Source organism: Methyloprofundus sedimenti, assembly GCF_002072955.1.
Classification (GTDB): Bacteria; Pseudomonadota; Gammaproteobacteria; order Methylococcales; family Methylomonadaceae; genus Methyloprofundus; species Methyloprofundus sedimenti.
The window spans coordinates 2616400-2632023 of the sequence record NZ_LPUF01000001.1 but is presented as its reverse complement, the minus strand read 5'-3'; the positions used below and the strand labels follow the sequence as shown (position 1 = coordinate 2632023).

The window sequence follows — 15624 nt, the reverse complement described above, 5'->3', positions numbered from 1 at the left end:
GAAAATTTTTTGAATATATAGGGTGTTTCTTTGAAGTTTGGCATCATGAATGACCACACAGACCTCTTTGTTTTCTTAATGAGATTTCGCAAAAGTAGGGACTCTCCGCCTTATAAGGTGACGAAATTAGAAAGTTATATGCTTCTAGCACAAAGCTCATATCCTGCTTTATTGTTATTATTACCTATGAATTTGAAAGACTTTATCTTGATATTCAACGACGATGCTATCAGGGCGAATTTCTTGTAATTCCATCTCATCATTTATTTTCTGACCTATCTGATACTTGCGCATACCCACTATGATAAAGCGATTTTCTGGGTGTTCTGTGTAAACAAAGGCATTTATATTGAGTTTGGGTACTGACAGGCGAAAATCATAAGGCATGTCTGATAAATACGGCGGATCATTTTCTCGGCTGCGCTCTATCAAATCAGGTTTTTGGATGACTGGTTTGCGCTCAGTTATGTTTTTCATGACCTTTTTGGGTTGAGGTTGTTTAACAAGAGCAGCTGGTTTAATTATTTGCTTAATTTTTGAACTGGTTTGCGGTTTGCTGTTTTTTTGTTTCTTTGCCTGATGGCTATTAACTTGTTGAGCAATAGTGAACTCAGGCGTCGTGTTGAGTTTGGCTGCTTGAACTAGCACGGGTTGTGCTTTTTTTATTTGCGCAGGCGTATTAACTTGTGCTGAAGCCTTGACTGGTTTTTTATTATTACTTCGCTGTTCTTGCAGGATGAAATATCCAATAAAAAAGGCCAACAAAAGAAAGTTAATAATGATCAAAATCATTAAAAAATCAGGTCTTTTTCTTCTGTTTGCTACTTGCTGAAGCAATATTTTATCTTCCAGTGTGTCAGCATGGTTTGATAGCCTTTCCTGTTCAGATTTCCTTAGGGCATTTAAAATAAAAGACATCAGTAATTCTTCCTTAACATCGTGTAATTATTTTGTGAATCCTTATTTTGTAGTTGAATAAACGTTCTGAAGCCTACAATTCCGTCAACAGATAATTTATGTCGTTTTTGAAATTTCATCACTTCCATTTTTAATTCATCATCAAAATGATCAGCCTGTTTTGACCGGGTCAAAGTTTTCATATAGACAGATAATTGTTTTCTAAGCCATAAAACGGCTGTAGATCTCTGTTGGGGATAAATAAGTTTAATATTTTTACTGGGCGGTTGCCATAACAATAAATAATAACCATCCCAGGCTGCCAATACCTGCTTAAGCGGAAAGCTCAATTCTTCATTATCAAATTGAAAGACGGGATCATTACCCTTCAAGCCCACCAATAATGCATAAACATGTTTTGTCGCTGATAGAGAAAATTCCATCATGACAGGTCTATCAAGAGCAATCATATTTTCCCAATTTGATTGTTCAAATAAACACTCTATGCCCAGCTTTTTGAGTTGATTACAATTTGAAATATTCAGTAATCGTTTGTCAAAATTGCGAATCAATTGGGGGCGTGCAATATCAAAAGAAATATTGTGTTGGTTAATGACTGATTTGAAATCCTTAGGTTTGGTTTGTTTAACCTCATTCGAGGGTATTATTTTATTTGTTTTGATCGGTCCAGCGGGCAAATTAACGTGTTTATTTTGTGCTTGTGAGGTGAGTGGTTGCTTTTGTTCCTGAACAATTTTGTTATTGAATGGCAATAAATAAACTGAGTCTTTGAGATTATTTTCTTTTGATATAAAAAAGACAGCTATCAGTAAAAGTGCCAATATCGATACACTGGTTAAAACTTTTTTTATAAAAGGAGTAATGGGTGAATAGGAGGGGTAGAAGTTCTCATGAGCTGCCTGAACAACAGTTTTTGCTGTGACCGTTTTTTGATCGTCAGCATAAGCACCTAATAAAGCTCGGTCACAAATTACATTAATTAATCGAGGAATTCCTTTGGATAATTGATAAACTTTTTTTACGGCGGCCCGGTTAAAAAGCGATGCCTGACCTCCACTGATCGTCAGGCGATGTGAAATATACGTTTGAGTCTCAGCATAAGATAAGGGAGGTAAATGATAGCGTGCAGTAATTCGTTGATTAAGCTGGCGTAATTCAGGCTTTTCTAGCAGATGCTTTAACTCGGGCTGCCCCACTAGAATGATTTGTAACAGTTTTGATTTGCTGGTCTCCAGGTTAGTGAGTAGCCGAATCTGCTCCAGCACATCCAGGCTCAGGTTCTGAGCCTCATCAATCATCAGAATGGTTTTTCTGTTATTCGCATGGGCTGCGAGCAGGTGCTTGTTTAATCGGTCAATTAAATGCTTAAGGCTCTGTTTTTCTTCATCATACTCAATCTGCAATTCATCACAAATTGTGGCCAGCAATTCCAGCGTATTAAGCTTTGGGTTTAAAACCAGAGCTATATTCACATTTTCCGGCAGTTGCTCAAGCAAGCAATGACATAAGGTTGTTTTGCCCGTGCCCACTTCACCTGTTAAAGCAACGAATCCACCACCTTGTTTAATCCCATACAATAAAAGGGCCAGGCCTTCCTGATGATGCTCACTCATGAAAATAAAGTGAGGATCCGGGGCAATAGAAAAAGGCGGGCTGTTAAAATTAAAATATTGTTGGTACAAAAATAGTGTCCTTAAACAATATGGGGTGAATCGCACCCAGAAGCAGAAATGGCTGTAAAAAACTAAATATATCACCACTATTATTTATTTGTTAACTTTAGCTTATTCAGTCATGCAGAGTAATTATTAACTTTTATGCGCTTTGCGCAACATTATTAGAGATATGCCGCCTTTTATATATAAGCCACAGAACAGAGTCGAACGGCCATAAATGAGAATTATTTAACAAATTATTGTAAAAATATTTCATCGATTCATCTGAATCGTTCTATAGGTTTTTATAAACGTGGCTTTGCGCCCGTTAATCATAATGTCCGTTATCGTGTGGGAGCCTGAATAATATACTAATCGATATCACGCTCAATCTTAATTTGAGGCGCCCGATCTAGATAATATAGTGCGACCAGCAATGCCACAGTAGCCGTCAACATAAAATAAGGTCCGAATAACCAAAACGTTAAGGGTACAAGAAAATAGTAAGCTCGCATGCCGGTACTGTAAAAATGACCTGCACGATTCAGATGAGTTGCCACATAAGCTGGGGTAATGACTTGATTTTTGAGTGTCAAAGGCACGTTAATCAGAAAACCCACATGATTATAGATCCGTATCGACATGGCAAAACTAAAAAAGGCCACGATCAGATCAAGTAGCAACAATATCAGCTTGGTTAGCCAGATACTGACTGGAACATCACCAATCACATTCAGTATATGCCAGACACCATTTAAATGGGCGTCCTGGCTACTTAATGTTAATACCCCCATAATTAACAAAACTGCCGTAGAGGCCAGAAAAGTGGCTGACATTGTTGTATTGCGCAACGTTTGAATAGCCAGAATATCCTTATCACTGGCCATAACATGTTCAACCCAGATTTTGCGCGCCATAGCATTTACCGCCTGGACCGTATAGGCCGGATTTTTTTTAATTTTAAAACGCAGAAACATATGATAGCTAACAATCAATACAACGCAAATCAGGAAACTGAAAAAATCGATAGCGAAGCTGGAATATAAAGAAAACATAAGTCTGATGTAAAAATATGAAAACCTTAGAATTCTATCATTCTACCATTCACACCCACTTTATCAGTTTTCTAATCAAAAAGGGCAGAACATGAAGTCAATGAATGGGGTTCAAATCTTGTATTAACGTATCATTGCAATACGAGAACATTCCCAAGAGATTATTTATCTTGCAGAGTTGCAGATAGCGAAATTTGACCAAGGTTTTCTGTAGCCAGCGATAGCGCGAATTTTTTCTCTCAATTTGGAAACTAACCGTTTCAGTACTTTCCATAAATTGTCGAACTTGGACTAGTGTTTCAAGTTGTGTGTCGTTCATGAGAGTTTTCATCTTCCTATCATGAACAGAGTCTCGGCTTACTTCATATTGGAAGAGTGAAATCGGACATATGAATTTAATTATGCTACTGTTCGTGCGAGAGGCTACGAAAAAACATCCCTGCTATATATTTTTATTTTTCAATTTATTATAAATTTTTTCATAGCTTATAAATGGTGCTAACTTGAGTGCTCTGTGGATTGGCGAATTTTGCTGATTATAAACACCCGATTAATAATAGACAAATCGGTTGCTATTAATGCGTCTCAGCCAGCAATAAAGAATCTAATTTTGACAGAGGAAATTGAATATTATAATCGCAATCGCAACCGATACGTGCAGTGTAAACGCGCAGGTCTGCCAAATCACCGAGGTCAGCAGTAACGAACCTGTGCAAGGACAGGGAGATCGGCTCCGGATTGGGAACTGACTGGTCCTCTCAACGTTAACCTACGCGTGGAGCAGAGCGGACAGAGCACAGGTAGAATTTACACTGTGCAAGTAACATTTACAGATCAACAAGAACTGAGCACGGTAAGTTCGGTTACCGTCACTGTCCCACGGAATAAAGGCACGCAAGGTGCCAGGTCCCGAATCACAAATCGCAATTCGGGACCTGGCACCATTTGTAGAAGTAGTGCGCACCGGTATTGTACAACAGACGACTTTAGACTTAAATTACGTTGTAAGCATAAGCGGTGAGAGCGTATTCGTCTCATCGCTATCAATCAAGTCTGAAGCCCTTTGATATTTTTGATATGGGAACCTCACTTTAATACCATTTTTACAATTATTTATATATGTAATATAAAACACATTAAATTGACTTTATGAATCAGTTAAAACTCATATACTTATCTACTCTTGTACTCATCTTCTATAGCAACCTTAGCCATGCTACAGAACACTGGAGTTTACAAGAACAGTTAAAACTACCTGAATGGCTGACTTTTACAATTGACCATCGTACCCGCTATGAAGGTTATACGCCTGCATTTAAAGGCGGAACTAATGGCGGCGACCAGATTATTGCATTTCGTACCAATGTGTTTATGGGTATAAAATATGCTAATTTTCGCTTAGGAGCCGAGTTTATTGATGCCCGTATTACTTTAGGAGGGGAAAATACTCCCTATAGCACTTCATTAATTAATCAGACTGGATTACTGCAAGCTTATATAGGTTGGCAAAGCGATGATATTTTTGAAAGTGGCCTGCATTTTGATATTCAAGCAGGTCGACAGACAATGGATGTCGGAAGTCGTCGCCTGATAGCACGTAACCGCTACCGCAATACCATCAATAACTTCACCGGTATTGATATGATTCTTAGCCAGCCCAATCATTGGCAATGGCGCAATTTTGCGGTCTTGCCAGTGTCTCGTTTACCTAATGACCAGACATCACTGCAAGCGGGTAGTACCAAGTTTGATCAAGAAGATTTTGAGCGTTTTTTTATAGGGAGTTTTTTTAGCATTGTAAACCTACCACTGAACACCGTAGGAGAACTCTATGTATACTATTTAAATGAAAAAGATACCCCAGAGACTCCCACAACAAATCGCAAGCTAGTGACCCCCGGCTTTCGCTGGGTTAAGTTCGCAATGCCCGGACAATTTGACTTTGAAATGGAAGCAGTCATCCAAAGCGGCACCTCATATGCCACAGCAGCATCAATTGATCAACGAAGTTTAAATCATTTTGCCTATTTTGGTCACTTCTCTCTAGGTTATAGCTTTGACCTTCCCTGGCAGCCGCAATTAATATTTCAATATGATTATGCCAGCGGAGACAAAGACCCAACTGATAGTAACAATAATCGCTTTGAAACTTTATACGGTGCTCGTCGCTTTGAATTTGGCCCAACCAGCATTTGGGGTGCATTTGCTCGTGCAAACATCAATTCTCCGGGGATTCGTTTAAAATTCAGGCCAATCAAGAATTTAACTGGATTTATCGCACACCGTGCCTATTGGTTAGCAGAAAGCAAAGACACCTGGGTTGGCGGAAGGCTTCGTGATCCATCAGGCCAAAGTGGAAGCTATATTGGTCAACAAATGGAAGCGCGTTTGCGTTGGAAAGCCATTCCCAATATAGTCACCTTAGAAACAGGCTGGGCACATCTATTTAAAGGTGAATTTGCTAAAAATGCACCTTTATCTCCCGCCGATAAAAGCGATTCGGATTACTTCTATTTTCAAACCTCAATACATATTTAATCGATAGGATAAATAAGGTGAAAAAATACTTTGTATCAGCCTTCTCTATATACTGTGCATGTCGATTACAAACGGAATACGTGGGGGCAGGGTCCCAAATTGCGTTGTTCTCTGATTTGTAAAGAGGCGGATAATTGCGTCAAATTTATGAGTTGATTTAGAAAAATAACTTGAAATTCCAGAGGGATGTTCAGGTCCCGAATCGTGATTCGGGACCTGAACCCTTTTTGTTTCCTTAACATTATATGTTGTGGTCACCCCGCGAAATCGGGAAGAGCCAAGATTTACTTGATAGGTTAGTATCTGATATAGATGGTATACAGATAAAGGTTGGCCGATAAAGCCAACCTATTCTATCTAAATTTGGTGTATTTTAGAAAGGGAATTACTCTGACCAATACCAACTTACCACATTATATCGATATTCAGTTGATGCTTGAGAATTTAGCATTGTCACCCAATGTTCAGAGCCTATTGATGAAGGGTTAAACAAAACACAACGGTTATATAATGGTGCGATGCTGACTTGTTTATCGCCTTTACCAAAAAATACTAGCTCACCACCAGAATTGATATTCCAATCTTTATTAAAATACAAGAGCATGCAAATTTCTCTTCCAGGAGAATCGTCAGCATGTTGTTTTACAAAGTCTTTAGTGCCAAGGCGAAAAAAGTTAGTATTAATGTCTGGGGTAGCTACGTTAATATCAGTGATTGTTACATTAAAAATGTGCGATAACACCGCCATGAACTCTTTACTACGTAAAAAGTCCAATAAATTTTGCGCGATACTGGTGTCAGCGCAATCAGGTTCGTTAATTTGACGTTGCCATATTTCACGCTGTACAAAGCGCTCTTCAATATTAGTTGTTTGCCACTGTTCGTTATCGACGTATAAAGCCGAATAAGTGTGTTTTTGTGTTTGCCAACGATGTTTTTGCTGCAAAAGGCTCAATACTTCGTTAAGTTTTTCTTCATTAAATAAGTTATCAATCACAATATAATTTGGGGTAGCGCGCAATAAAGACTCTCGATAAGTGCGTATCTGAGTTTCGTTTATTTTATTGTCATTTAACCACATGGATATTGCTCTCTTATGCGTAGTTCATCTTGCTGAAAAAAAGACATCGTCATGCGTTGTCCTGACTCTGAACACAGCAAGTTATTCTGTGTAAAAAATAATTCATCGACAGGCTGCTATGGGTCGATCAATGCCCATCTTGCTATTTCCCCACCCAAATTTACCATAACGCGCGTTATGCATACCCTACAAAACACAAAGATACACAGAGCTTGACCCTAGGTTTATAATCAATCTGCATTCTATCAACCGTAATCCCCTTTTATGGAGATATGACTATGGATTTTTTTGACTCACTCAATCATTATCTAATGACTCATCCTGTAATGCTGGACCAACTTGAATTTGCGTTTAGGATTAAGCACTGGCTTTTACTGGGAATAGCTGTTTATTTTATTCTGCTACCTTACAGGGAGCCCGAATTCATATAATAACTGCAACACCTCTTTAAAGGGTTAGATGGTATAGTTTCCGTCGACTAAAACCTGAAACTAAAAAGAGGTGCTCAATGAACACGTTTAACCATCTAACCCAAGAGGAAAGATTTTACATTTATACGCAACTAAAACAAGGCGTTTCTAAGAATCAAATAGCCATCACATTGGGGCGTCATAAATCGACTATTGGACGTGAAATTACGCGTAATACAGGTCAGTGTGGTTATCGTTACAAGCAAGCTGAGAGAATAGCTAAACAACGCCATATTGATAAGCCCAAAAACATCAAGATGACGGCTGAGTTACAACAGATAATAACGCCTTTAATCAAAGAGAAATGGAGCCCTGACTGTATTTCAGGACGCTTAAAACAACAAGGTAAGGACTCCGTCAGTCATGAGACTATTTACCGTTATATTTTAGCTAACAAAGCAGCCGGTGGCGATTTGTATACTTATTTGAGGCATCAAGCCAAACCTTATCGTAAGCGATATGGAAAAAATGATTATCGCGGAACGATACCCAGCCGTGTTGATATTGATGAGCGACCACAAGTGGTTGATGATAAAACGCGTTTAGGTGATTGGGAAGCAGATACTGTTATCGGTAAAGGACATAAAGGCGTATTGGTGACGCTGACTGAACGGGTCTCAAAGCTCAACTTCGCCATCTCAATTGAGCGTAAAGAATCTGAATTAACGAAAGAGGCGATTATCAATGCTCTTGAGCCTTTTAAACGTTGGGTTCACACGATTACCTTTGATAATGGACGTGAGTTTTGTGGGCATGAAGCCATTGCAAAAACACTTGACTGCGGCACTTATTTTGCCAAACCGTATCATTCGTGGCAACGAGGTTTAAATGAAAACCACAATGGCTTATTAAGGCAATACTTCCCTAAAAAAGAACCTTTGGATAAGGTAACTCAAGATGAGGTTGATAGTGCCATTACAGCACTTAATCATCGTCCAAGAAAAGGGTTAAATTACAGAACTCCATGGGAAGTATTTTGCCAAATAACGGGGGTTGATATAAATAAATCACAGGGTGTTGCATTAATTGCTTGAATTCGCGGAGTATAAAAAAGAAATCAAAAGGCAAATTGAACTAGCTAAAAAAGAGGGCCATTTTCTTGCGTAAAAGCTAATAATTATTATTAAGCCCTCTAATTTCTCTGGATAAGCACCTTAAACCCATGAGTAAAAGCACCTGTACCACAAAACAAACCTGTGTCATTCCTCAGCATTATTTGGGGATAAATCAACCCGATACAGAGTTAGGCACAGCTACTTATTACAGCTAGATGACAGTTACCCACATTTTCTGTGGATAACATTGTGAGTTGTTTTTGTGTAACTCGTTCAACCCTTTACCAGTAAAGGCTTGGCATTAGATCGTACAAATTTTGGACAGCTCTAAAGTATCCGCAATCACTGCCTTTGAAAAATCAGAATTTTAAACTTTATTATCGCATAGGTACCTGAAAAATAAGTTATATAACTTATTTTATGGGATATGGTATAAAAACAGTATATTTTAAATAGTGCGGCATTAGGTGACCTTTTTATAGTTGATTATTCTGCTATGTTTTTCTACATGAATGGGAATAATTGCGGACACAGCCCTGATACTCCACGTTGGTTTGAAGCGCTAGCCCGGTAGGGTGGGCAGGTTTTTTTGCCCACCTTTTTTTTTATCGGCCAATGGTGGGCAAACGGTAAAGCTGTTTGCCCACCCTACGTTGAATATGGGAGGTCATTGATATGTCGAATTACTGTCGTGCGGATGCACCGGGGGCTTGTTATTTCTTTACTGTGGTGACATTTCGACGATGGAATATTTTAACCGATGATGATTCTTGTGTCTGGTTACGCAATGCGCTAAGCAATACACGAAAACGCTATCCATTTACAATTGATGCCTGGATATTGTTGCCCGATCATCTTCATTGCATTTGGACCTTGCCGGAAAATGATAACGATTTTTCGGTACGCTGGAATGGCATCAAAAGGCAATTTACAAAGTCTGCAAAGGATAGCTTACACAAACCGGAATGGCTTAATGCCTCAAAACAAAAACATCGGGAAGGCACCATTTGGCAAAGACGTTTTTGGGAGTATCAAATCCGTGATAAAAATGATTATCAGCGTCATATGAATTATATTCATGACAATCCGGTTAAGCATGGTCTGGTAAAAGCTGTGAGTGAATGGCCATATTCGACATTTCATCGCTATGTCAATCAGGGGATATATCCGACTAATTGGGGTGGCAATAAATTAATTCAAGACGATGATATGGATTACGGTGAGTAGGGTGGGCAGGCCTTTTTGCCCACCGTGTTTATCGGCAAATGGTGGGCAAACGGTAAGGCTGTTTGCCCACCCTACGTTGGGGGGGTAGAGGTCCCGAATCACGAATCACGAATCACGAATCACAATTCAATTCGGGACCTGAACATGCCTCTGCTTGTGTGTGGGACCTGACCACTTGTTTGCTTGGTTACTTAACATTTGGAGTTACCTCCGCCTGCTCGATGTTTGCTATCTGGCGGTTGACCTACCTTGTCAGAGCGGGACTTTCACCCCCCAGTGTTTAATATTTTTTTAATTCGGAGCAGGGGTTGACATTTGATTTCTCATAACAGAAGATAGTAATCAATTACTATTTTCTGGAGGTGTCATGACATCGAAAAGCAAACATCTGCCCGCTAATGAACGTCGTGCGGTAACCGTAGAGGCCGTGGTTGAACTTGCTGCCAAACAAAATCCTGACAATATAACCACCGCAGCCATTGCCAAATACATGAATGTGACTCAAGGGGCATTGTTTCGTCACTTCCCTAATAAAGAGGCTATCTGGCAGGCAGTAATGGAATGGCTTGCGGAACGCTTGCTAGCACGAGTAGATAAGGCGGCTAAGTCTGCAGTAAGTCAACTTGCAGCACTGGAAGCGGTGTTTATGACTCATATTGAGTTTGTCTCTGCCTATCCAGGTGTACCGCGTATGTTATTTGGCGAATTACAGCGTGCTGAGGATACCGCAGCCAAGCGCATTACGCGCACCCTGATCCGAAAATACGCTGAGCGTTTGGCGGTATTGATAGAAAAGGGTAAAGCTGAAGGTGAAATTGATCCGGCTATAAATACGTTGGCAGCAGGTACATTGTTTATAGGTACCATTCAAGGCCTGGTTATGCAGTCATTACTGGACGGAGATGCTGGAAATATAGAAGATAAGGCGGCGGGTGTTTTTGCGATCTATCGCCGTGGTATTGAGCACAGCAGATGAAAAAAGTCTTTCAAAACGCATTTATTCTACCATTGATTGCTATTACAGCCCTGGCTCTGGTTATTTACAAGATAAAATCTGCACCACCTGCCCAGCATGAGGTACTGCAATTTCCTGTTAAAACGGTGGAAGTCATTACCTTGAAGAAGCTGCCATTTCGCAGTCGTGCTATGGCTTATGGTAATGTAGAGCCCGCGGTTTTGGTGAAAGCCAAAACGGAAGTTAGCGGCAAGATTAGTTATATTCACCCTGCATTGAAAAAAGGCGCTAGCCTGGCAAAGGGAACCGTGGTTATACGTATTGAACCTACGGCTTTTGAGTTTTCACTGGATCAAAGCGAGGCGGGACTAGCGGGTAGTCAATCATCCCTGGAACAACTGGAAGTTGAGGAAAGTAGCACCCGCCGCTCACTCGAAATTGCCAAAAAGAATCTACACACTGGTACAAAAGAATTAAACCGTTTGCTTAGTGTCTGGGAAAAACGTCTAATTGCCCGTTCAACCGTTGATGCAGAAGAGCAGAAGGTTTTGCTACTTCAACAGCAGGTCGAAGATTTACAAGGCAGGCTCGCAAGCTACACCAGTCGTAAATCCGTAAGCCAGGCACAAATCAAACAATCTAAAACTCAGCTTGCACAAAGCCAGGATACCCTGGGGCGTACCGAAATTCGTCTACCTTTTGATGCGCGCATTGGAGAAGTTTTAGTCGAAAAAGGTGAATATACACCTGTTGGCAGCGTGTTGTTTGAAGCATTAGGCACACAGGCTATTGAAATCAATGCACAGTTGTCCGTACGTCAGTTTTACCCAATGTTAATGGGCTTTGGCGATCAACGTTTAAATCTACAAAACCCGCAAGACATGCAGTCTGCATTTGCAAAAATTAAAATGCAAGCAAGCGTTAGCCTGGTCGGATATGAAGGGATTAGCACAAAATGGCAAGGTGAACTGTTACGTATTAGTGAGTCCATTGACCCTGTTCGGGATACAATTGGTCTGGTTGTTGCGGTCAATAATCCTTATACAGGCGTCATTCCTGGCAAACGTCCACCCTTGCTAAAAGGCATGTATGCAGCCGTTGAATTTTTTTCACCCGCACGGGGAATGCTGGTTATACCAAGAAAGGCTATCCACCAAGGGCGCGTCTATGTTGCCAAAGAAAATGCTTCCGGGACAAATTACCAGCTGGAAATTCGGCCGCTAAATATTCTTCACAAACAAGGACAACTTGTAGTTGTCAGCGATGGTGTGAAAGAGGGTGAAAAAATTATTATCACCGATGTTACACCTGTTATTAATGGTTTGCCGCTTAAACTTGTCATGGCAAGTGAGTATGAAAAGCAAATGGCCAAAGAGGCTGCTGGTGAAGAGGCCATCAGCCCAAACCATATTAATGGGAATAAAGTTAATGATAGCGACAACCTTGTTTCACCCCCTGAGTTAATTGAAGGTGTTGTGCAATGATTCGCTATTTTGCGGCACACCCCACCATTAGCAATATCTTGATGATGGCAATCATCGCCATTGGTTTTAATTCATTAAAAAGTCTTAATAAAGAATCCTTTCCACTGCTCAAGCCCAGTAAGGTACAGGTTACGGTTGCCTATCCTGGAGCAAGCCCGGCAGATGTTGAAGATGGTATTTGCAACCCGCTGGAAGATGCCACAGATGGCATCAGTTTTTTAAAAGAACAGGAATGTGATGCGCGTGACAATGTTGCCATTTTTACACTGGAGATGCAGGAAGCGGGAAATATGCGTGAGTTTACTGATGATATTAAAACTGAAATTGATGCCATCCAGAATTTCCCTGAGAATATCGAAGAGCCTGTGATCAAACAGCTGGGGAGAATAAACCCGGTTGCCAATATTGCCATCACCTCAGATAAGTTAACAGCTACTGAATTAAAAGCACTGGCAGAATATTACCGTGACCGCCTTATTGCCATGCCGCAAATTCCAATCGTCAGCATGGACGGTTTTTCCACACATCAGTTACAGGTATTGATTCGCCCTGATACTCAACAAAAATACAATCTCAGTATTCAGAATATTGCCGACTTAATTTCCGCTCAGGCACTGGAATTACCCGCAGGGACATTGGAAGATAGTGAAATTTCCTATCAAATTCACTTTGATAATATCAGAAAGACTACTGATGAACTGGAAGATCTCACTATTATCAATATGCCTGAAGGTGGCGAAATTAAGCTGGGTGATATTGCCAAAATTGAGGATAAATTTGAAAAACCTGAAGAACGCATTGAGTTAAACGGTAAACCGGCTGCACTACTCAAAGTCAGTAAAAATACTATCGATGATACAATGAAAGTTGCCGACGCGCTGATTGAGTTTGTTGAAAATGAAAATAAAATTCTGCCTGAAGGAACACAACTGACTATTGTTAATGATACTTCGACTTCAGTGCGTGACAGGTTACAACTGCTGTTAGTAAATGGTTGGCAGGGTCTGGTTCTGGCAGCGTTGATGCTGCTACTATTTTTTTCATGGCGTTATACATTCTGGATTGCCCTCGGCTTACCTATTTCATTTTTGGGTGGGCTTGCCATGATGGTCGTGTTTGGCGTGAGTATCAATATGATCTCAATGGTCGCCTTGCTTATGGCTATTGGTATTTTAATGGATGATGCCATAGTACTATCTGAAAGTATTGATCATGAATACCGCAAAGGGAAGTCGCCGCTGGATGCGGCTGTCGATGGTACCAATAAAGTTTTTCGTGGCGTTTTTTCTTCCTATCTCACGTCCGCCTTTTTATTTGGCAGCCTGTTGATGATGGAAGGCGATCTGGGACAGATATTGGGTGTGCTGCCTGTGGTTTTGTTGTCAGTGCTTACCATCAGTTTGATCGAAGCCTTTCTGGTGTTGCCACACCATCTGAAGCACTCACTAGAACATGGGCGCCACAATACACCGCCAAAATGGCGAGTGAAGTTTGAAGCCGGGTTTGATCGATTACGCACCGGGGTCGGACATGCCGCTCAACTCGCTATGCAGTTTAGATATATTACTGTCGGTATAACGCTGGCTATGTTGATTTTTTCAGTCGGTCTGGTGGTAACTGGCACCGTTAAATTCAAAGCCTTCCCAGATCTGGAAGGCAATAATCTGGAAGCCAGAATTCTACTACCACAAGGCACCCCACTGAGAAAAACCGAGCAGGTGGTGGAGAGATTGCTCAATGCGCTGGATGAAACCAATAAAGCGCTTAGCAAAAATGAATCAGAAGAGCTGGTTAAAAATGTGCAGCTTTCATATGGTGAACATGGCGATGTCCCCGAAAATGGAACGCATCTGGCAACCCTTAGTATCGATATACTTAACACCGAAAAACGCCATACAAATATTCTTGAGTTAACCCAGCTCTGGGAAAAACACACCGGGGCACTACCCGACGTGCTAAGTATCCAATATAAAGAGCCCAAGCTGGGACCTGCGGGACGTGCTATTCACATTCGTCTGAGTGGCCAGGACATGGATGAACTGTCAAGGGCATCATGGGAGGTGCAAAACTGGCTCAGGGGCTATAATGGCGTTAGCAACTTGCTGGATGACCTTCGTCCAGGTAAACCGAAATACAGTATCTCACTTAAGCCAGGTGCATTAGCCACAGGCATTGATTCCCGTAGTATTGCCGCGCAACTACGATCAGCTTATCTGGACGTTAAAATCAGTGAGATTTACAAAGGGCGAGAAGCCTATGAGATCATTGCCAGACTGGGCAATCAACAAGGTAATGAGTTACGCGATTTTGACAATTTCACTGTGTTTTCAAAAACCGGAAAAGAGATCCCGTTAAGCAGTGTCGCTATTATTACCGAAGAACGTGAATTTTCTCGAATCGGTCATATCAATCACCAGCGCACTGTCAATATATATGGCGATGTGGATGCAGGCATTGCCAATACTTCGGAAGTCGTCGCAAGCTTACAAAACAACTTTTTAAACACATTGCAGGAACGTTATCCTGACATCACGTTTACGCTTAAAGGCGAAGTCGAAAACGGCACTGAAACGAAGTTTTCTATACTCTCAGGTTTCGGGCTTGGGTCATTTGGCGTATTCCTTTTACTTAGTCTGCAATTTCGCAATTTTCGCGAACCGTTAATCGTCATGATCAATATTCCCCTTGCGCTCATCGGCACGATCTGGGGGCATTTGATTATGGGCCTGGATTTCACCCTACCGAGTATGATCGGTTTTGTTTCCCTGACGGGTATCGTCGTGAATGATTCGATCCTGCTAGTCGAATTTGTGAAATATCGGGTAGAAGAGGGCATGGTCTTGCACGACGCGGCCAGGCAAGCAGTAGTCGATCGTTTCCGAGCTATTTTCCTCACTTCTGTCACTACCATCGCTGGTATGACGCCCTTGCTGTTTGAGACCAGTTCTCAGGCATTAATTCTTGTGCCTTTAGTGACCAGTATTGTGTTTGGTATGTTGACATCCACAGTCTTGATCATGCTAGTCTTGCCTGCCATGTATGCAATTATGGAAGATACTGGATTTGTACAATTAGCAGCAGAGTTAGAACCGACAACGGCATAGTAAAAGCGTATGAGAATCACAGTTTCGCAGAAATTTTTTCCAGCCATACACGTTACGGATAGAAGTAACCAATACCTAAAAT

The 15624-nt window shown here is 41.0% G+C and carries 10 protein-coding genes; 6 read left to right on the top strand and 4 right to left on the bottom strand.

Annotated features, from left to right (window positions below; genetic code table 11):
* Positions 1–180 precede the first annotated feature (180 nt).
* The 3 genes from AU255_RS11650 to AU255_RS11640 all read right to left on the bottom strand — a co-directional run bounded on the left by AU255_RS11650 (position 181) and on the right by AU255_RS11640 (position 3628).
* On the bottom strand, positions 181–918 hold the full coding sequence (locus AU255_RS11650; protein ID WP_080523016.1) for a general secretion pathway protein GspB: 738 nt from the start codon (positions 916–918) through the stop codon (positions 181–183).
* Positions 918–2531 (bottom strand): ExeA family protein, encoded by a 1614-nt coding sequence (locus tag AU255_RS11645; RefSeq protein ID WP_233144624.1) that lies wholly within the window; start codon positions 2529–2531, stop codon positions 918–920. Before AU255_RS11645 ends, AU255_RS11650 begins: the two co-directional genes overlap by 1 nt.
* Positions 2532–2944: 413 nt before the next feature.
* Positions 2945–3628, bottom strand: a complete 684-nt coding sequence (locus tag AU255_RS11640) for a DUF599 domain-containing protein (protein WP_080523014.1) — start codon at positions 3626–3628, stop codon at positions 2945–2947.
* 1149 nt (positions 3629–4777) lie between these two features.
* Between AU255_RS11640 and AU255_RS11630 the strand changes: the two genes are divergently transcribed.
* Positions 4778–6166: an alginate export family protein gene (locus AU255_RS11630; protein ID WP_080523012.1), complete on the top strand. Its 1389-nt coding sequence runs from the start codon at positions 4778–4780 to the stop codon at positions 6164–6166.
* A 385-nt stretch (positions 6167–6551) separates the two neighbouring features.
* Here the strand turns inward: AU255_RS11630 and AU255_RS11625 are convergent, their stop codons facing one another.
* The gene (locus AU255_RS11625; protein WP_080523011.1) at positions 6552–7247 is read right to left on the bottom strand and encodes a 2OG-Fe(II) oxygenase; all 696 of its coding nucleotides are present in this window, start codon (positions 7245–7247) and stop codon (positions 6552–6554) included.
* Between the two features lie 508 nt (positions 7248–7755).
* Between AU255_RS11625 and AU255_RS11620 the strand changes: the two genes are divergently transcribed.
* The 5 genes from AU255_RS11620 (at position 7756) to AU255_RS11600 (ending at position 15542) form a co-directional block, all read left to right on the top strand.
* Positions 7756–8751 carry an IS30 family transposase gene (locus AU255_RS11620; RefSeq protein ID WP_143735847.1) on the top strand — a complete coding sequence of 332 codons (996 nt, stop codon included), beginning with the start codon at positions 7756–7758 and terminating at the stop codon, positions 8749–8751.
* A gap of 696 nt (positions 8752–9447) precedes the next feature.
* Positions 9448–9999 (top strand): REP-associated tyrosine transposase, encoded by a 552-nt coding sequence (locus AU255_RS11615; RefSeq protein WP_080523010.1) that lies wholly within the window; start codon positions 9448–9450, stop codon positions 9997–9999.
* 367 nt (positions 10000–10366) lie between these two features.
* The gene (locus tag AU255_RS11610; protein WP_080523009.1) at positions 10367–10975 is read left to right on the top strand and encodes a TetR/AcrR family transcriptional regulator; all 609 of its coding nucleotides are present in this window, start codon (positions 10367–10369) and stop codon (positions 10973–10975) included.
* Positions 10972–12438 (top strand): efflux RND transporter periplasmic adaptor subunit, encoded by a 1467-nt coding sequence (locus AU255_RS11605; protein ID WP_080523008.1) that lies wholly within the window; start codon positions 10972–10974, stop codon positions 12436–12438. The genes AU255_RS11610 and AU255_RS11605 overlap by 4 nt, the downstream gene beginning before the upstream one ends.
* On the top strand, positions 12435–15542 hold the full coding sequence (locus tag AU255_RS11600) for an efflux RND transporter permease subunit (protein ID WP_080523007.1): 3108 nt from the start codon (positions 12435–12437) through the stop codon (positions 15540–15542). Before AU255_RS11605 ends, AU255_RS11600 begins: the two co-directional genes overlap by 4 nt.
* Positions 15543–15624 lie beyond the last annotated feature (82 nt).